Here is an 18,370-nt window from a genome sequence, read left to right as displayed (position 1 = left end):
TCCTTTACAAGATCTAACTTACAGACGACTGAAAGGACGAAGTTAAATAAGTCTGAATCGCTGCAAGAAGAGAGGGATGGGTCGCTGTTGGCAGGGCCTCGCATTCTCTCGTTCGCGATCTCATGTATACCCGGCGAGAGTTCCTGCGATGAATCGTTGTACAGGCCGGATCGCGCCTGCTGCCCCGATCAGCCGATTGCGCCCCCAGCGGGAAATCGGGAGTGACATTGTCGCAAGCCCTGTCAGCCTGTCCGTACGCTGGAGAACCTTTTGCGCCTTGGCTCGCCTCGTAACATCGTAGTCAACCAGCGGATCCTTGCTCCCGCTGTCGATCGCATCCGATAGCGCTTGAGCAAGCGCGACAGCATCACGAAGACCGAGGTTCATCCCCTGCCCACCTGCAGGACTATGAACATGCGCGGCATCGCCGACCAGGACCACTCCGTCCTTGTGAAAGTGGTCCGCAAGCTTGTGATGAACCTTGAAACGAGATCCCCAGAGAAGATCGGTTACGGAAGCCCCGGAAGACGGGCCGCGTGCGTGCAGCACCTCTTCAATATCTGCCACCGTCGGAACTTGCGGCGCATCCGGGCACTGGGCGACGACACGGTACCGTCCATGAGACATAGGCGCGACAACAAGCATCCCGCTCTGGGAGAAGAACAGCGTCACCTCATCTTTGTTTAACGGCCAATCCATCCGGATGTCTGCAAGCAGGAAGGAGCCGTAGGTCTCGCCGGGGAAGCCGATCGCCGCACAATCTCTGACGGCGCTGTTCATCCCATCGGCACCGACGATCAGGTGAGCCTCGATGATGGTCGAGCCGTCTTCTCCATCGAGAGCAGCACGGAGCCTGCCGTTTTGCCGGTCAAAGCTCGTGAAGCGTCGCGGCCGAGCAACGGCATGTCCAAGCGCACGCAGCCGCTCGACCAGGATGTGTTCCGTCTCGTCCTGCGGGATCATCAGAGCATAGGGGTTTCGGCTCTGCAGGACGCCGAAATCCAGATTGAGCAGAACCTGATCTTTTTCCCTGATCCGGAAGTGCGGGACCTTGATCCCCTGGGCGACCATCCGGTCGGCGACGTGCAGCTCGGCCATGTTGTCGAGTGTTGCGGCATGAACGACTGCTGCGCGCGACGTGTTCCGGGCCTCCGGCAAGGCGTCGATGATGATGAAGTCTATGTCTCGCTGCGCAAGGCCAATGGCGGTTGCCAATCCGGCGGGACCGGCGCCGACAATCAATACCTTGGTGGATGACCTGGCCATTGAACTTCCCCTTAAAGGATGTAAACAGACGTTTACTACGCAATGATGCGGTATATGTCAACGCTTGTTTACTTGAGGGCAATCATGGGCCGGGATGCCGAAGCGACGAAGGAGCGGCTGGTGCTTGCAGCTCGCACGATGTTTTCCGAGCGCGGCTTCGACGGCACCACCGTCCGCGAGATCGCCGCTCTTGCAGGGGTTAATCCCGCCCTGATCAACCGCTACTTCGGCGGGAAAGATCAACTGTTTGCAGAGGCTGTCTCGATCGATCTTGCTCTTCCGGATCTCTCTCAAACAAGACGGGAGGCCGTTGGCGCCACGCTTGCGATGCATTTCTTCAAGCGCTGGGAGGGAGACGAGCACGATGATCTGCTTCGCGTCCTGATCCGCACGGCCGCCACCAATCCCGATGCCGCCGCGCGGATAAGAGAGGTGCTGGGCAGGCAGGTAACGCCGATGATCGAGGCGCTCTCGGATCCTGAAACTGCCTCCCAGCGGGCCTATCTCGTTGCCAGCCAGATCCTGGGCCTTGCCTATACGCGCTACGTTATCGGCCTTCCAACGACGGAGATCGAGCACAAGAGGCTGGTGTCCGTCATCGGCGACACGTTGCGGCGCTACATTTTGGACCCGCTGCCGTGAAGAGCGACCGGGTAGCTGCGCGCGCCCATGACTGAGGCGCCCAGAAGGGCCGCAACGGCCAGGAAGGCAACAACCGAGACAGGACCCTGGGTTTCGATCAGCACGCCGCCGAGAATAGCGCCGCTGGAGATCGCGACCTGGAATGTTGTGACCACGAGCGAGCCGGCGCTTTCTGCTTCGTCCGGTGCGTTGCGGGCAACGAAGCTTTGAACGCTGACCGGAAAGGCGCCAAATGCAAGGCCCCAGAGCGCAACGGCCGTTGCCGCCACTTCGAGCGACGCGCCGCCGACGGTCAGCATGACTGCAGATGCTGCAACAAGGGTGGTGAACAGCGCGATCGAAAGGCGAGGGCTGCGTTCGGACACCATGCCGCCGAGCACGTTGCCGATGAAACCGGCAATGCCGTAGCCGAGCAGGATCAGCGAAATGGTTTCCACATTGAGCCGTGGTACCTGCTCCAGAAAGGGGCGGATATAGGTGAAGGCTGCAAAATGGCCTGCGACGAACAGCACGATGGTGAATAAGGCGGTGCGGATTGCGGGCCGGCGCATGACAGCCGCAAGCGTCGCAAGCCCGGCATGTCCTGTCGGAGGCAGAGCGGGCAGGGTGGCTGCCTGGGCCATGAGGGCGACAAGGCCTGCTCCGGCGGAGAGATAGAAGGCGGCACGCCAGCCGATCGTGGCGCCGATCCAGGCTCCAAGCGGGGCGGCGCAAACCGTGGCGAGCGAAACACCCGCCATGATGATGGCCATGGCGCGGGGCATGAGAGCCGGCGGGACGAGGCGCATGGCAAGCGCTCCCGACATCGCCCAGAAGCCGCCAAGCCCGACACCCAGCAGGATGCGGGCGAAGAAAACGGTGTAGATGTCATTGGCGACCGCCGCGACGAGGCTCGAGACGATGAGGAGCGTCGTCAAGGCAAGGACCGTCCACCGTCGATCGATCTTGCCGGTGCCGATCACGACCGCCGGGCCTGCGATCGCAGCAATGACGGCTGTCGTGGTGATCGACTGCCCGGCCAGACCGGTGCTGACGCCAAGATCGGCGGAAAGCGGGGTCAGCAGGCTCACGGGCAGGAATTCTGCGGTGACGAGACCGAAGACGCCGAGTGTGAGGGACACGACGGCGCCCCAATGCGCGACGCCGTGTCCCGTCTGGTTCTCGTCGCTGGGGGATGAAGAGGTGCCGAGCATGGAAAAATCCTAATCTCACAATGATGATGGAGCGATCATTATCCGTGACGGCCTGGCGCTTCTATGCTAGATAATCCGTTATGCTTGACACTTCCTCCAAATTCGCTGCTGCCGTTCCGGCTGATCCCCTGTCCGAAATCCTGCGTGGTTTGAGGCTGGACGGGGTGGAATATGGCCGTTGCCGGTTGGCGGCGCCTTGGGCGACGACCTTCCCGGCGCAGGAGGCGGCGCGCTTTCATTTCATTTCGTCCGGCTCAGCCTTGCTGCGGGCGCCTTCGGGAGCTTGGCTTCGTCTGGATGCCGGTGATGCCATCATATTGCCTCGGGGCGACGCGCATGTGATTGCGAGTGCTGAGGATGTCGAGCCTTTGCCCTTCGACCGGTATGGTCGCAAGGAGGTTTGCCGCGGCGTCTTTGATCTGCAGTGCTCTCCGACGACATGCGATACCGTCGCCCTGACCGCGTCCATGCGCTTCAACATCGACAAGATGCACCCGCTTCTGCAGATGATGCCGGATGTGATGATGACCAGCGATCTTGCCAAGAGCGAGCCGGCCATTCCTCATCTTCTGGAAGCCATGGCACGGGAAGTGGATATGGATCGCGTCGGCGCCGGAGGCATATTGGCACGATTGGCCGATGTCTTGACGGCAACCATCATCAGGACGTGGGTCGAACACGGCTGCGGCGACACGAACGGCTGGATCGCCGCTGTGCGCAATCCCGAAATCGGCCGCGTGCTGGCGGCAATTCACCTGGAGCCCGATCGGGACTGGACCGTGGCCGAACTTGCCCAGCTGATGGGGGCTTCCCGCTCAGGATTTGCAGAGCGCTTCGCCCGCGTTGTGGGCGTGACGCCGGCCCGCTACGTGGCCAAGATCCAGATGCACCAGGCCCGCCTGTGGCTCAAGGACGGGATGCGCGTTGCTGCGGTTGCAGAAAAGCTCGGCTATGATGCGGAAGCCTCCTTCAGTCGCGCCTTCAAGCGGGTGATAGGCGAGAGCCCAAGCTATTACCGGAGCAATGGTGATGGAGCCTGAGATGAGGTGGAACGGCTGAGGTTTGAGGAGCCACCGGTGGCAGTCAATGCCCGCCATCTATTGCCGCAGCAAGGCCCTCATGCGGGCGAGGGGATCGACGCCCATCTGGAACAGCAGATGGAGCATATCGAGCGGAACCCAGTTTTCGCGGATCAGCCCCTCATGATGCAGATAAAAATCCATGACCCGCATGAAGACGGGTTTTCCGCTTGGCGGCAGGCCGCAGAAATCTCCGCCCTTGTGCATGGCATAGACGGAAGGCCAACCTCCCGTGACGGAATAGGGGCCATCGCCAATGCGGATATAGTGGCCTGCTCCATGCCGTTGCCGCTCCGCCATGACTTCATCATGCGTGCCCTGCGGCCGATGGAACGCGATACGGAAGGGCAACTGGTGGCCATCGACAAACCCATCGAGCCCGCGTGTCGTGCCGATGCCCGCCGGACCGTACCACATCATTTTCTCGTGCCAGTGCTCTCGCTGGGGCATGTCGATGAGGCTTTGCCGGTTGAGGCTGTTGCGGTCGTCGTGCTCCATCAGGGTCTTATGCATCGCCAGCGTCTGAGCAATGCTCGTCTCTCCCAGCCTCGCGGGTGAGAGTTCCAGGCGGACGCCGTCTGCCGTGATGGGGCCGGGCCACAATTCTTCGACCCCCAGCGACGGCGCGAGCGGCCAGACGCCGGCTTGCCGCATCACATCCAAGACATCCCACAACAGATTTGCCTGAATGGCACGGCCGTCTGCATCGATCTGCCAAACCTCACCGTAGCGAAGATAGACGGTTTTGTGCGTAGCCGGGATGCCGAGCCAGTCGCCGCGCATCGTTCCGCAGTAATGGCCGACTGCGGCAATGAAGTCTCGACCTTCGTAGGACCCGCCAACAAAAATCGTGTCGCGCCGCTCCAGGTCCGGGAAGGCCGCCTTCAGGGGGGTCCAGAGCTTCGAAAGGGCTGCGTCATTGCCGGGCAAGGCGTTGATGGGATGGGCGACACGCCATTCGGCAGTCTCGCAAGCGGTGCGCGATAGGGCATCCGCGAGAGCCTCAGGCCTGGCCTCCGCCAGGCGTTGCAGCGAAGAGAGGAATGCTCTGCGCTGCGCGGATGACGGGCCCGCCCCGTTCGCTGAAGCTGAAGCCATACCGAAATTTCCTCCCGAATTGCACATGCCCTACGCCCACAAAAAAATCTTGCATACGTTTGCAAAAATTGCAACATGGCTGCATCGATCCTTTCCGATGGGACGGAAGAGGGATCTTCGGGCATGTTACTGGGAGGTAATCACATGACCATTTTTGCAATGCGCTTCGTTGCGTCCGCGCTGCTTTCGTCGTCAATTCTCGGCATCTCCGCTTTCAGCGCCGCTGCCGATTGTGGCGACGTCGCGGGGCGCGTATCCATTGTCGGGAATGATTTCCCGGCCATTCATTCTGTGGTGAAGGCCGCAACGGCTGCCTGCGAAGGTGGCAAAGTCACGGTGAAGTCGAACCTCACGGCCGACCACCAGAAGATCAATCTGCCCGGCATGCAGGGCAATCCGGCCGAATACACGGCTGCGATCGTCGCGACGTCCTCGATCGTCCCTCTGATGAATGCGGACGTTATCCGTCCGCTCGACGATCTGATTGCAAAATATGGGCAGGATATTCCGAAACGCCAGCTGATCACGGCCAATGGAAAAGTCATCGCCGTGGCCTTCATGGCGAATGCCCAGCATCTGGTCTATCGCGACGATGTGCTGAAGAAGGTCGGTATGGAGCCGCCGAAGACCTATGAACAATTCCTGGAGGCGGCGGAAAAGATCCGCGCAGCCGGGATCATGAAGAACCCGGTCGGCGGCGCCTATGCCACCGGTTACAATCTCGGCCTCGAATTCATCAACATCTATAACGGAATGGGCGGCGAGTTCTTCAAGGACGGCACCGCGACGGCATCGATCAAGGGCGAGCAGGGCGTCAAGACGCTCGAGCTGATGAAGAAGCTGACGGGCTATATGAACCCGGATTTCCTGACGCATGACTCCAATGCCACCGCCGCCGAATGGGAGGCCGGCAATGTCGCGCTGATGAACTTCTGGGGCTCTCGCACAGGTGTCCTGGTCGACAAGGTAGGATCAGCGCCGGAGGTTTACGAGAATACCAAGGTCGGGGCGCCGATGACGGTGGCTGGCGGGAAGACCCCGGCATCCGCTCTCTGGTGGGACGGCTGGACGGTGGCAAGGAACATCTCGGACGCTGACGCTGCGGCAACCTTCGTTGCGCTCAAGAATGGCACGAGCTCCAAACTTCTCAATGAAACCACGATGGGCCAGGCCGTCTGGATGATCGAGGGCTACAAGCCTGCGGCCGTCAATCAGGGCGTCATGCAGACAATGGCCAGCGGCGCCAGACCTTATCCGATGCTGCCTTACATGGGATTGCTGCATGCTGCCATCGGCGAGAACGTTGCCCGCTACCTGAGCGGCAAGACGGATGCGCAGACCGCGCTCTCCGATATTGAAGCCACCTATAGCGCGGCGGCCAAGGAAAAAGGCTTCCTGAAGTAGGACGCTTCGCCGACGGCCGGCCCCACAAGACTCCGGCCGTTGGCTCCCCGCATCCAGAAAGCGTTGAACCATGAAGCACAAGACATTCATGTGGTTCTTCCTGCCCTCGGCACTGGCGATGCTTCTGTTCATCGCGATGCCAATCGTTTCGGTGCTGACGCAGTCCGTTTATGCGCCACATGAGCAGGTGATCCGCGAAGTTGAGAATTGCACGGTTTTCGGCTGCACCAAGGCAACGCAGATCGATCAGGAGGCCACACGCGCGCTGCGCGAGGCTGAGCCGATGGGTCGGTTCGTCGGTCCGGGGATCTATACGGATCGCAACCATCTGGCCATCACGGAGATCGGCGAGATCTGGGCGAATTCGCCGAGCATAGGCAGCTTCGTGCATCAGGTGCTGAACCTGCCCTTCTATGACGCGCTGAGCTTCACTCTGACCTATACGGCGCTGGTGACCCCTCTTTCCCTCGCATTCGGATTGGCGATCGCGCTTGCCGTGAACGGTTTGCCGCGCCTGTTCCGGGGGCCGGTGATCTTCGTGTCGCTTCTGCCGATGATCGTGACACCACTCGTCGGCGCTCTCATCCTCTTCTGGATGATCGATTCGCGCGGGGTTCTGGGAGCGGCGGTGCAGGCGCTGGCAGGCGATCCGGGCCTCTCCGTCAAAGCGTCGACGCCGATGATGTGGATCATGCTGATCGTCTATGGCGTCTGGTCATCTGCGCCGTTTGCCTTCGTGATCTATTATGCCGGGCTGCAGACGGTGCCCGGCGACACGCTGGAAAGCGCGATGATCGACGGAGCAAGCCGCTGGGAGCGCATCCGCTACGTCATCCTTCCGCACCTTCTGCCGCTTACCACCTTCATGGCGCTGATCAAGATCATGGACAATTTCCGCGTCTTCGAGCCGATCGTCAGCTTCTCGGCGGGCGCCCACGCGAAGTCCCTGAGCTATTTCATCTATTCAGATCTTGGGGGAGAGACGCGGCTTCTGTCGTCTGCGGCAGCGACCTCGGTCCTGACCATAGCAGGCGTCATCATCCTTCTTTCGCCGGTGCTCGTCCGCACCTGGCGCACCTTCGGAAAGGCACACGCATGAGTGCCCGCGTCGCCGACCGCCGCCCTGCGGTGTTGCAAATCGCCATGACACTGTTCTTGGTCATCTGGATCATTGTTGCAGCCTTCCCGTTTCTCTGGACGCTCTGGGGCAGCTTCAAGGTCGAGGGAGATTTCTTCTCCAAAGCCGACTGGATCAATGCCCTGACAGGCCCGCTCACTGTCATCGAGACAGGTGGGCGTTTCACGGGTGAGGGCTATTACGGTGCCTGGGTCCAGGAGGAATTCTGGCGCGCCGCGATCAATACGCTGATCGTCGTCGTCTGCGTCGTTTGCATCTCACTGACTTTCGGCACGCTTGGCGGTTATGCTTTGTCCCGCTCGCCGCATCGATACGCCTTCTGGCTGCTGATCCTCGCGCTCATCTTCCGCGCCATGCCTCCGATCACCCTGGTGTCCGGCTATCTCCTGCCATTCTTCCAATGGAATCTGTGGGGTCACCTGCCGACAGCCATCATCGTGCTCGTCGCCATCAACCAGCCGTTCACGCTGTGGATGCTGACATCCTTCTTCCGCAACATCCCGAAGGATCTCGACGAAAGCGCCATGGTCGACGGCTGCTCGCGCTTCCAGGCCTTCCGGCACGTCATCATTCCGGTGATGTGGCCCGGCGTGATCACCACGGGCCTGTTCTCATTCCTGCTCGCCTATAATGACTTCGCGGTCACGGCGATGCTTCTCTCCAAGGAAAATCAGACGATGGTCCCCAAGATTGCCAGCTTCCTCGGAACGACGCAGACGAAAGGCAATGTCATGTTCGCCGTCTCCTCGGTGATTTCGGTCACCGCGCCGCTCTTCCTCATGGTGATGTTCTTCCAGCGTCAGATCGTCTCCGGCCTCACGGCTGGCGCGGTGAAAGGTTAACACATGGCCGATATCCAACTGAAAGGCATCTCTAAACGCTGGGGCAGCTTCATCGGCGTCAAGACGATGGATCTCCATATTGCGGATGGTGAATTCCTCGTCCTGCTCGGGCCGTCCGGCTGCGGCAAGACCACGACCATGCGGATGATCGCGGGGCTCGAAGATGCAACCGATGGCGATATCCTGATCGGCGGAAGACGGGTGAACGACCTTGAGCCGAAGGACCGCGACATCGCCATGGTGTTTCAGTCCTATGGCCTCTATCCGACCATGACCGTCTACGAGAACATCCGCTTCCCGCTCAAGGTGCGCAAGATCCCGCAGACAGAGCATCACGAGCGGGTCATGCGGGCGGCCAGCACCGTGGAACTTAACGATTTTCTCGAGCGCAAGCCGGCGGCGCTTTCGGGAGGTCAGCGCCAGCGTGTCGCCCTGGCCCGCGCGATCGTGCGTAAACCCAAGGTCTTCCTGATGGACGAGCCGCTGTCGAACCTCGATGCCAAGCTTCGCGTCTCCACGCGCGCGCAGATCAAGAACCTGCATCACGAGCTGAAGACCACGACGATCTATGTCACGCATGATCAGATCGAAGCCATGACGCTCGCCGACCGGGTTGTCGTAATGTCCAAGGGCGTGGTCCAGCAGGTCGGGACGCCGCTTGAGATCTATGATCGACCCGCAAATGTTTTCGTTGCGGGTTTCATCGGCAATCCCGCCATGAACCTGCTGAAGGGTGAGATCCGCAACGGGGTCTTCGAAGGCGTCAACGTCCGCATCGAAGGTTTTACCGGCGCGCCGGACGGACCGTTTCAGCTCGGCTTCCGCGCCGAGGATGCGACGATTGCCCAGACAGGCGACATCGAGGCCCGGATCTACTCGATGGAGCTTCTGGGCGATGCGTCGATGGCGACGGTCCAGGCCGGCGATGGGCTGGTTGCAATCAAGGCGGCCAAGGATTTCCAGGGAAGGATCGGCGAGCCGTTGGCGGCGAAGATCCCGGCATCCATCTGCCACCTGTTCGATGCCCAATCCGGCCAGCGCGTCGAATGGGCCTCTTCCCACAACAAAGTTCATCCCTGAGGACTTCATCATGGCTATACAGCACATCAAATCCGGCAAGCCGGAAGAAGCCCGCGCCGAGGACGATGCCAAGGTGCGCGCGACGGTCGAGGGCATATTGAAGGACATCGAGGAGCGGGGAGATGCTGCGGTCCGCGCGCTGTCCGCGAAGTTCGACAACTATTCCCCCGCATCCTTCCGTCTGACTGCGTCGGAGATCGAGGCCGCGATGCAGCAGGTGTCGACGCGTGACATGGAGGACATCCGGTTCGCGCAGAACCAGATCCGCCGGTTCGCAGAGGCGCAGCGTGCCAGCATGACGGATATCGAAGTCGAGACCCTGCCGGGCGTCATCCTCGGCCACCGCAACCTTCCCGTGCAATCCGTCGGCTGCTATGTGCCGGGCGGAAAGTTTCCCATGGTGGCGTCTGCCCATATGTCGGTTCTGACTGCAAGCGTTGCCGGGGTGCCGCGCATCGTGGCCGCCGCTCCTCCCGTCAACGGCGCGCCGCACCCGGCCATCGTCGCGGCGATGCAGCTTGGGGGCGCGCATGAAATCTACGTGCTTGGCGGTATCCAGGCCGTTGGAGCCATGGCGATCGGCACCGAGACCATGGAGCCGGTTCACATGCTTGTCGGCCCCGGCAACGCCTATGTGGCCGAAGCCAAGCGGCAGCTTTACGGCCGCGTCGGCATCGATCTGTTCGCCGGTCCGACCGAAACGATGGTGATCGCGGATGATACGGTGGATGCCGAGCTATGCGCGACCGATCTGCTCGGGCAGGCGGAGCACGGCTATAATTCGCCGTCCTGCCTGATCACCAATTCCAAGAAGCTCGCCGAGGAAACCCTCAGCGAAGTCGACCGCATCCTCGCCATCCTGCCGACGGCCGAGACGGCGCGGATCAGCTGGCGGGATTACGGCGACGTCATTCTCTGCGACACCTATGACGAGATGCTGCAGGTCGCCAACGACATGGCTTACGAGCATGTTCAGGTGATGACCGACAGGGACGACTGGTTTCTCCAAAATATGCAGAGCTATGGCGCGCTGTTCCTCGGTCCGCGCACCAATGTCGCCAATGGCGACAAGGTGATCGGTACGAACCACACGCTGCCGACGAGGAAGGCCGGCCGCTACACGGGCGGTCTTTGGGTCGGAAAATTCCTCAAGACCCACAGCTATCAGAAGGTGACGACCGACGAGGCCGCGACCCTCATCGGGGAATACGGATCGCGCCTCTGCGTGCTGGAGGGATTTGTCGGACATGCCGAGCAGTGCAATATTCGCGTGCGGCGCTATGGCGGCAAGAACGTGCCTTATGGGGTCGCCGCCGAATGAGCCTGCCTCGCTCCCCCTCATTTCGGCTGGACGGAAAGCGTGCGCTCGTGACCGGGGCTTCCTCCGGCATCGGTCTCGGCGCTGCCGTTGCGCTGGCCGATGCTGGTGCGGAAGTCACGCTGGTTGCACGCCGGGAAGAGGCACTGGCTGCGCTTCGTGACGAGATACAGGAACGGGGCGGCAAGGCCAATGTGCTAGCAATCGACATCACCGCGCTGGACGAGATGAAGGCGGCGTTGGAAAGCCGGGAGCCGTTCGATGTTCTGGTCAACTCCGCCGGACTGGCGCGGCACAGCCCCGCGGTCGACACCAGGCCGGAGGATTATGATGCCGTCATGAACCTCAATCTGAGGGCGGCTTATTTTCTGAGCCGCGAGGTCGCGCGCGGCCTGATCGCGGCCGCCAGACCAGGCAGCCTGATCAATATCTCGTCCCAGATGGGCCATGTCGGCGGGCCCGACCGCGCGGTCTATGCGGCCAGCAAGCATGCGCTGGAAGGTATGACCAAGGCGATGGCGTTGGAATGGGCGCATCACGGCATCCGCGTCAACACGCTGTGCCCCACTTTCATCCGCACGCCGCTTGCGGAGCAGACACTTGCCAACCCTGAGCGCAAGGCCTGGATACTCTCGAAGATCAAGCTCGGGCGGCTTGGCGAGATCGAGGACATCATGGGCCCTGTCGTGTTTCTCGCAGGCGAGGCATCGGCGCTCATGACCGGCACGCATCTGATCATCGACGGTGGGTGGACAGCCGAATGAGCGAGCAGAACACCACGACCGTGACGGCGCTCGATGTGGCGAAGCTCGCAGGGGTCAGCCAGTCGGCCGTCAGCCGTGTCTTCACGCCCGGCGCTTCCGCCTCCAAGCACACCATCGAAAAGGTTCTGGCCGCAGCGGAAACGCTTGGCTACAGACCCAATCCGCTGGCGCGCGCCATGATCACCGGCCGCACGAGGATCATCGGCCTGGTCGTCGCCTATCTCGAAAACCAATTCTATCCCACGGCATTGGAGAGGCTGTCGCGGGCGCTCCAGGCCAAGGGCTATCACATCCTCGTCTTCATGGCGGAGAACCACACCGAGCAAGTTACGGAAGTCGTCAAAGAACTGATCGACTACCGGGTGGACGGGATCATCACCGCATCGGTCGCGCTTTCCAGCGACATCACGGCCAGGCTTCTAGCGCTCGGCATACCGGTGGTCATGTTCAACCGAGGCCAGGATGACGACAGGCTGGCCGAGGTGACATCGGACAACATCGCTGGCGCGCGCCGCGCGACGGAATATCTCATTGCCGGCGGCCACAAGCGCATTGCCCATATCATGGGCTGGCAGGGTTCATCGACGGGTCGAGACCGTGCCGAAGGCTTCCGCCAGGCTCTGGCCGGTGCGGGGCTTCGACCCTTCGGCATGGTGGAAGGCATGTATGACCGCAACACGGCTGCGGCGGCAGCGCGGGCGCTTTGCAGCGGCGACGAGAGGCCTGACGCCATCTTCGTCGGCAATGATCACATGGCGTTCGCCGTTATGGACGAACTTCGCTTCGGGCTTGGTCTATCGGTCCCGACAGATGTCTCCGTTGTCGGTTATGACGATGTACCCATGGCTGAATGGCCGGCCTACAACCTCACGACCATCCGCCAGCCGGTCAACCGGATGGTTTCAGCCACAGTCGAGGCTTTGCTCGGGCATCTCGCCGGCGACGCGACGCCACTCAAGATCCGTATCGACGGGCCGCTCATGGTGCGTGGATCGACCCGTAATCCAAGGGAGGCGGAGGCATGAAACCCTTCTGGAACCGATGGGACGATTTTCCCGATTATATCCTCGGCATCACCAAGGAGATCTGGGAGGATCGCGGGCTCGCGACACTCGAGCACTATTACAGCAGCGACATTCCGGTGCGCACGCCGATGGGCGTTGCCAGGGGCAACAAGGGTGTGATCGCCTCGACCATGGCGACGCTGAACGAATTTCCCGATCGTGAGCTTCTCGGCGAAGACGTGATCTGGTCGGGCAATGACGAGACGGGCTTTCTGTCCTCCCATCGCATCATTTCCACGGGGACGCATACCGGCGACGGCTATTTCGGGAAGGCCACCGGCAAAGGCTTCACGGTCCGCGTCATCGCCGATTGTGCCGCCAAGGCGGGCACCATTTTCGACGAATGGCTGGTTCGAGACAATGGCGGCCTGGTGCGCCAGCTCGGAGAAGATCCGCAAGCCTTCGCACGAAGCCTGATCATGCGTGAAGGAGGGCCGGAAAAGGCCTCGCGGCCCTTTACGCCGGAGACCGACATTGCAGGGGACTATACCGCGCGCGGCAATGATGATCCCTGGGGTGAGCGCTATGCCGAGACGCTGAAGCGCATCATGAAGGCTGATCTGGCTCATGCTCTTTGCACCTACGACCGCGCCGCGATCGGCGAAATGGCGGGAGGCCGCAGTCTGCTCGGAGCGCGCAAGCTCGCTGATTTCTGGCTTGCACTCCGGTCATCCTTTCCCTCCGCTGATTTCAAGATCCATCATCGGATCGGCATGCAAAGCGAAATGATGCCGCCGCGCGCAGCCATACGGTGGTCGCTCGACGGCACGCATGACGGCTGGGGCATGTTCGGCAGTCCCACCGGGGCGAGAGTGCATGTCATGGGCATGTCCCATGTCGAATACGGACCCTTCGGTCCCGATGGCATCGGACTGCGTCGGGAATTCACGCTCTTCGACGAAGTGGCGATCTGGAAACAAATCCTCTTGAAAACAGGTGATCTATGACACGTGACGAAATGGAAGCTCGTATCGTACGCTACGGAGACCTCCGGCCCTGCAAGACTGCCTTCATCGACGCCCATACTCCGGGCTCGAACCAGAAGGAAAACTTCACCATCATCGGCGGCGGCGTAAGTGAAAGCCCCGACCAGCACGTGCATATCCGCGAAACGCCGGGCTTCAATATCGGTGCTGCCGGCCAGCCGCCCAAATGCCGCAACAGTCTGCACATCCACCGCACGGCGGAAGTCTTCTTCGTGTTGAAGGGTCGCTGGCGCTTCTTCTGGGGCCGCTGGGGCAATGCCGGCGAAGTGGTGCTGGAAGAAGGCGATATCTTCAACATCCCGACGGGCATCTTCCGCGGCTTCGAGAATATCGGCACCGACTACGGAATGATCATGGCCATTCTTGGCGGAGACGATGCCGGCGGCGGCGTCGTCTGGGCACCGCAGGTGATCGAGGACGCCCGGGACCACGGCCTCGTGCTGGGCAAGAACGGCAAGCTTTACGACACGAAGAAGGGCCAGAGCCTGCCGGAGGGCGTTGCCCCCATGCCGACGCTGACGGACGAGGAGCTGAAGGCCTATCCGGAGCCGACGACCGCCGACGTGGTGCCGAATTTCGTCGCGCGCTACTGGGACCTCATGGCGCTCTCCGACCGGCAGCCGGCCAAGGTCATTGGAGAAAACGGCAGATTGAGGGACCGGCCGGGATTTGAGGTGGAGCTTCTGTCGCGCAATTCTATCAGCGATGAAAGCTATACGCTCGACAGGCATGAGATCCTGATGCCGGTCCGCGGTCACTGGCGACTGACCTGGGATGGCGGCACGACCACGCTCAATCCGGGCGATACTGCTGCGATCCCACCGGGGCTGAAGCATTCGCTTGCACCGTCGATGACGGGCGAGGCCAGCCTCTACCGGGTCATCAACACCGACGACAAGGCCGGCCTCACCGGGCACTTGCTTTAAGGAGAACAACCATGGCGCTTTTGGCGACGCATGTCGGCTCACTGCCGCGATCCCAGAAGGTCGTCGATTTCCTCTTCGCGCGGGAGCGCGGGGAGGATTACGACACCGCTGAATTCGACACCTGTATGGCTGACGCGGTGATGGAGAATGTGCGGCGTCAGAAGGAGGTCGGCATCGACATCGTCAGCGACGGCGAGTGCTCCAAGATCAGCTATGCAACCTATGTCAAGGATCGCTATACCGGCTTTGGCGGCGACAGCCCACGCAATGCCCCGGCCGATCTCAAGCTGTATCCCTCCTTCCTCGAGCGCCTTGCCAAGGCTGGGGGCACGCCGCAATATGCGCGTCCGCAATGCATCGACAGGGTACAGTCCAGGGGGCAGCACGAACTCCTGAAGGACATTGCGAACCTCAAATCTGCAATGGCGGCGCATGGTGTGGAACGAGGTTTCATGAACGCGGCCTCGCCGGGCGTGATCTCGCTCTTCCTGCAGAATGCGTACTATCCCGATCGAGGCGCTTATCTGAAGGCATTGGCGGAAGCCATGCGGGAGGAATATCGCACGATCATCGACTCGGGTCTGGACCTGCAACTCGACTGCCCTGATCTTGCCCTCAGTCGCCACATGCTGTTTCCCGATCTGTCGGACGAGGAATTCCTTCGCGTCGCTGCCACGCATGTCGAGGCTCTCGAGCAAGCGCTGGACGGTCTGCCGCGTGAGCGGATCAGGCTGCACATCTGCTGGGGCAATTACGAGGGGCCGCATGTCTGCGACATCGACATGGCAAAGGTTTTCCCGCTGTTGATGAGCGTCCCGGCAACCTACATCCTGTTCGAGACGGCAAATCCCCGGCACGGACATGAATGGACCGTCTTCCGCGACCGTGCAGACGAGATCCCGGACGACAAGATCCTGGTTCCCGGCGCGATCGACAGCACGACCAATTTCGTGGAGCATCCCGATCTGGTCGCGCAGCGGCTTGAGCGGTTCACGGACATCGTCGGCAAGGAGAGGGTCGTCGCGGGCTCCGACTGTGGCTTTGGCACATTTGCAGGCTTCGGCGCCGTTGATCCCGAGATCGCCTGGTCCAAGCTTGCGGCTTTGAAGCAGGGTGCGCAATGCGTCGGATGACACCGCTCCTGCTCATACCCGGCATGATGTGCGACGCCCGCATGTGGGGGGACCTCTCTGCGCTTGCGGCGGATCGGGAGATCCGTCACGCGGTGCCGACCGAGGGCTTCTCCACATCTGAAATGGCGGCGGCCATACTTTGCGATGCTCCGCCGCGTTTCGCGCTGGCGGGCCTTTCCATGGGCGGTATCGTGGCAATGGAGATCTTAGCCCAAGCGCCAGCACGTGTCGAACGGCTGGCTCTGCTCGACACCAACCCGCGGGCCGAACTGGACGAGGTGAAGCAGCGCCGGGCTGGGCAGATCGAGCGGGTGCAAAAGGGAGATCTCGACGCTGTTCTGCGCGACGAGATGAAGCCGAACTACCTCTGGCGGCAGGCGGCAGGCTCGGAAATCCTCGATCTTTGCATGCAGATGGCCCTCGATCTCGGGCCGGAGATCTTCGTCCGGCAGTCGAGCGCGCTTCGGGATCGACCGGATAGGCGGGATGTCCTGACGACATTCGATCGTCCGGCATTGGTGCTAATGGGAGAGGATGATCGGCTCTGCCCGCTGGATCGGCATGAACTCATGCACGCCCTTATGCCGCAATCGCGGCTTGTGATTGTTCCAAGGGCCGGCCATCTGCCGCCGTTGGAAAACCCGATCGATACAATGGCGGCACTTGCCCTTTGGCTGGAGGAATGATGGACCAGGCGCTTCTAGAACTTTTGCGTGGCTGCGACACGCCAACCGTTTGCAACGCGATCGAGGTCGCACAGGGAAAGCGGGGCTTTTCCAACTTCACGCGCGGAACCATGGTGTGCAGCGCGCCAGCGGAGCCTGCCATTGTCGGTTATGCCGTCACGGCGCAGCTTGCCGCCCGCGCCCCCTCCACGGAGCCGGCCGAGACGGTCCGCGCGCGCCGCATGGCGTATTACCGTGCGATGTATGATGCGAAAAAACCGTCGATCGCCGTGGTGGAGGATCTCGATTATCCTGACGCCATCGGCGCTTACTGGGGAGAGGTGAACACCACCATCCACAAGGCGTTCGGCATGTCGGGAGCCCTGACGAATGGCGTGGTCCGCGATCTTGGGGATTTGCCTTCAGGCTTCCCCGTCATCGCCGGAAGCGTCGGGCCAAGCCACGGCTTCGTTCATGTCGTCAGCCTTGGCCAAACCGTCGACGTTCTGGGACTGAAGGTCTCTCAAGGCGATCTCGTTCACGCTGATCGCCATGGTGCCGTTGTCGTTCCGCCGGATATCATCCCGAAGCTTGCAGACGCAGTCGAAAAGCTCCGCAGATCGGAACGCGTCGTCCTGGAGCCGATGCGGAGCGGCATCACGACGTTTGACGAGTTCGAAGAGGTGTGGAAGCGCTTCGAATCGTCCCGGACGTGACGAGGCAGGACCAGGAATGCGACCGCGTTTCACATGGGGCGGAAGCTTAAGAGCTGCGCTATTTCAGAAGGACTCTCAGTCGCGGCGTTGCAAAGTCCAGAAAGGTCCTGAGTTTCAGCGGCATCAGGCCCTCCGATAGATGGAGGAGGTGAACAGGAGACGCTTCCAGTTCAAACTCCTCCAGTAGCGGCACCAGCAAGCCGGCATCGACTGCCGGCTTTGCCTGATAGGCCATCACGCGCGTTATCCCGAGGCCGGCCGCTGCAGCGTCGACCGCCGCTTCTGCCGTGTTGACGGACAGGCGCGTGCGGATCGGCACCGCAAGATCCTTCGCTCCGTCGCGGAAGGTCCATGCCTGGGTTGAAAGCACGCCATTGAACGCAATGCAATCATGATCCCTGAGTGCCTCAGGATGTGACGGACGGGAATGTCGCTCCAGATAGTCGGGATTGGCATAGGTCGTCGTGCGGATCGATCCCACACGGATCCCAACGAGGCTGCTATCCGAAAGCCTGCTGATGCGCAAGGCGACATCGATGTGCTCGTCGGCAAGACTGATCGACCGGTCGCTCATCGTCAGGTGGATGTTGATGTCCGGATATGTTTTCAGGAAGTCGGTGATGATCGGCAGCACGTGCAGGCGACCGAAGACGATGGGCGCCGTCACTGTCAGCTCTCCCTTCGGTGCCGCATATTCTCCGGAGGCGCGGCGTTCGGCCTCTTCTACGCGCTCGAGGATTTCGCGCGCCGCGGCGACATAATCCTTCCCGGCCTCCGTCAAAAGGATGCGGCGGCTGGTGCGGGTGATCAGGCGAACCCCCAGATGAGCTTCCAGATCGGCAATCTTGCGGCTGACCGTCGGCAGCGGCGTGTGCAAGGCGCGCGACGCGGCTGAAAGGCTTCCCTGTTCCACCACGGACAAGAGAAGTGCCATGGCATCAAGACGATCCATATCTGCCTTCCATAAATCGAGAGGATGGTTCCAGAACTAAAGGTCTACTCCAGAAAGATGGATGTCGCTAGGTCTCTCCCACCGGATGATGGTATCCGGCGCCT

The 18,370-nt window shown here is 61.3% G+C and carries 18 protein-coding genes; 14 read left to right on the top strand and 4 right to left on the bottom strand.

Features of this window, described 5'->3' with window-relative positions:
- Positions 1 to 120: 120 nt before the first annotated feature.
- Positions 121 to 1,266 (bottom strand): FAD-dependent oxidoreductase, encoded by a 1,146-nt coding sequence (locus QTJ18_RS07350; RefSeq protein ID WP_252754098.1) that lies wholly within the window; start codon positions 1,264 to 1,266, stop codon positions 121 to 123.
- Positions 1,267 to 1,320: 54 nt separating this feature from the next.
- Here QTJ18_RS07350 and QTJ18_RS07345 point away from each other — a divergent pair, with 54 nt between their 5' ends.
- Positions 1,321 to 1,908 (top strand): TetR/AcrR family transcriptional regulator, encoded by a 588-nt coding sequence (locus QTJ18_RS07345; RefSeq protein WP_252754099.1) that lies wholly within the window; start codon positions 1,321 to 1,323, stop codon positions 1,906 to 1,908.
- Here QTJ18_RS07345 and QTJ18_RS07340 read toward each other — a convergent pair.
- Positions 1,884 to 3,101 (bottom strand): MFS transporter, encoded by a 1,218-nt coding sequence (locus tag QTJ18_RS07340; RefSeq protein WP_301557748.1) that lies wholly within the window; start codon positions 3,099 to 3,101, stop codon positions 1,884 to 1,886. The two genes, QTJ18_RS07345 and QTJ18_RS07340, sit on opposite strands and share 25 nt — an antisense overlap.
- An 80-nt stretch (positions 3,102 to 3,181) precedes the next feature.
- Here QTJ18_RS07340 and QTJ18_RS07335 point away from each other — a divergent pair, with 80 nt between their 5' ends.
- Complete coding sequence (locus QTJ18_RS07335; RefSeq protein ID WP_252754100.1) at positions 3,182 to 4,141, top strand: AraC family transcriptional regulator; 960 nt, start codon at positions 3,182 to 3,184, stop codon at positions 4,139 to 4,141.
- 57 nt (positions 4,142 to 4,198) lie between these two features.
- Here the strand turns inward: QTJ18_RS07335 and QTJ18_RS07330 are convergent, their stop codons facing one another.
- The gene (locus tag QTJ18_RS07330) at positions 4,199 to 5,278 is read right to left on the bottom strand and encodes a nuclear transport factor 2 family protein (protein WP_252754101.1); all 1,080 of its coding nucleotides are present in this window, start codon (positions 5,276 to 5,278) and stop codon (positions 4,199 to 4,201) included.
- Between the two features lie 144 nt (positions 5,279 to 5,422).
- Here QTJ18_RS07330 and QTJ18_RS07325 point away from each other — a divergent pair, with 144 nt between their 5' ends.
- From QTJ18_RS07325 to QTJ18_RS07270, 12 genes are all read left to right on the top strand, one after another.
- On the top strand, positions 5,423 to 6,682 hold the full coding sequence (locus QTJ18_RS07325; protein ID WP_252754102.1) for an ABC transporter substrate-binding protein: 1,260 nt from the start codon (positions 5,423 to 5,425) through the stop codon (positions 6,680 to 6,682).
- A 70-nt stretch (positions 6,683 to 6,752) separates the two neighbouring features.
- On the top strand, positions 6,753 to 7,781 hold the full coding sequence (locus QTJ18_RS07320; RefSeq protein WP_252754103.1) for a carbohydrate ABC transporter permease: 1,029 nt from the start codon (positions 6,753 to 6,755) through the stop codon (positions 7,779 to 7,781).
- 44 nt (positions 7,782 to 7,825) lie between these two features.
- On the top strand, positions 7,826 to 8,662 hold the full coding sequence (locus QTJ18_RS07315) for a carbohydrate ABC transporter permease (RefSeq protein ID WP_252754104.1): 837 nt from the start codon (positions 7,826 to 7,828) through the stop codon (positions 8,660 to 8,662).
- A 3-nt stretch (positions 8,663 to 8,665) separates the two neighbouring features.
- A complete protein-coding gene (locus QTJ18_RS07310; protein ID WP_252754105.1) occupies positions 8,666 to 9,742 on the top strand; it encodes an ABC transporter ATP-binding protein in 1,077 nt (358 codons plus the stop codon).
- Between the two features lie 10 nt (positions 9,743 to 9,752).
- The gene (gene hisD, locus QTJ18_RS07305; RefSeq protein ID WP_252754106.1) at positions 9,753 to 11,063 is read left to right on the top strand and encodes a histidinol dehydrogenase; all 1,311 of its coding nucleotides are present in this window, start codon (positions 9,753 to 9,755) and stop codon (positions 11,061 to 11,063) included.
- Positions 11,060 to 11,824, top strand: coding sequence for an SDR family NAD(P)-dependent oxidoreductase (locus tag QTJ18_RS07300; protein WP_252754107.1), 765 nt, complete (start codon positions 11,060 to 11,062; stop codon positions 11,822 to 11,824). The genes hisD and QTJ18_RS07300 overlap by 4 nt, the downstream gene beginning before the upstream one ends.
- Positions 11,821 to 12,849: a LacI family DNA-binding transcriptional regulator gene (locus QTJ18_RS07295; RefSeq protein WP_252754108.1), complete on the top strand. Its 1,029-nt coding sequence runs from the start codon at positions 11,821 to 11,823 to the stop codon at positions 12,847 to 12,849. The genes QTJ18_RS07300 and QTJ18_RS07295 overlap by 4 nt, the downstream gene beginning before the upstream one ends.
- Positions 12,846 to 13,835, top strand: coding sequence for a nuclear transport factor 2 family protein (locus QTJ18_RS07290; RefSeq protein WP_252754109.1), 990 nt, complete (start codon positions 12,846 to 12,848; stop codon positions 13,833 to 13,835). The genes QTJ18_RS07295 and QTJ18_RS07290 overlap by 4 nt, the downstream gene beginning before the upstream one ends.
- Positions 13,832 to 14,800: a cupin domain-containing protein gene (locus tag QTJ18_RS07285; RefSeq protein WP_252754110.1), complete on the top strand. Its 969-nt coding sequence runs from the start codon at positions 13,832 to 13,834 to the stop codon at positions 14,798 to 14,800. The genes QTJ18_RS07290 and QTJ18_RS07285 overlap by 4 nt, the downstream gene beginning before the upstream one ends.
- 11 nt (positions 14,801 to 14,811) lie before the next feature.
- Positions 14,812 to 15,933: a cobalamin-independent methionine synthase II family protein gene (locus QTJ18_RS07280; RefSeq protein WP_252754111.1), complete on the top strand. Its 1,122-nt coding sequence runs from the start codon at positions 14,812 to 14,814 to the stop codon at positions 15,931 to 15,933.
- Positions 15,930 to 16,619 (top strand): alpha/beta fold hydrolase, encoded by a 690-nt coding sequence (locus tag QTJ18_RS07275; protein WP_301557780.1) that lies wholly within the window; start codon positions 15,930 to 15,932, stop codon positions 16,617 to 16,619. The genes QTJ18_RS07280 and QTJ18_RS07275 overlap by 4 nt, the downstream gene beginning before the upstream one ends.
- Positions 16,619 to 17,314, top strand: a complete 696-nt coding sequence (locus tag QTJ18_RS07270) for an RraA family protein (protein WP_301557779.1) — start codon at positions 16,619 to 16,621, stop codon at positions 17,312 to 17,314. The genes QTJ18_RS07275 and QTJ18_RS07270 overlap by 1 nt, the downstream gene beginning before the upstream one ends.
- 58 nt (positions 17,315 to 17,372) lie before the next feature.
- Here QTJ18_RS07270 and QTJ18_RS07265 read toward each other — a convergent pair whose 3' ends face one another.
- Entirely contained in the window at positions 17,373 to 18,266 is an 894-nt protein-coding gene (locus tag QTJ18_RS07265) for a LysR family transcriptional regulator (protein ID WP_252754114.1), read from the bottom strand.
- Between the last annotated feature and the right edge of the window lie 104 nt (positions 18,267 to 18,370).

It is taken from the genome of Rhizobium sp. SSA_523, assembly GCF_030435705.1.
Classification (GTDB): domain Bacteria; phylum Pseudomonadota; class Alphaproteobacteria; order Rhizobiales; family Rhizobiaceae; genus Neorhizobium.
The sequence above is the reverse complement of the archived record's forward strand: the minus strand, read 5'-3'. Positions and strand labels throughout refer to the sequence as shown.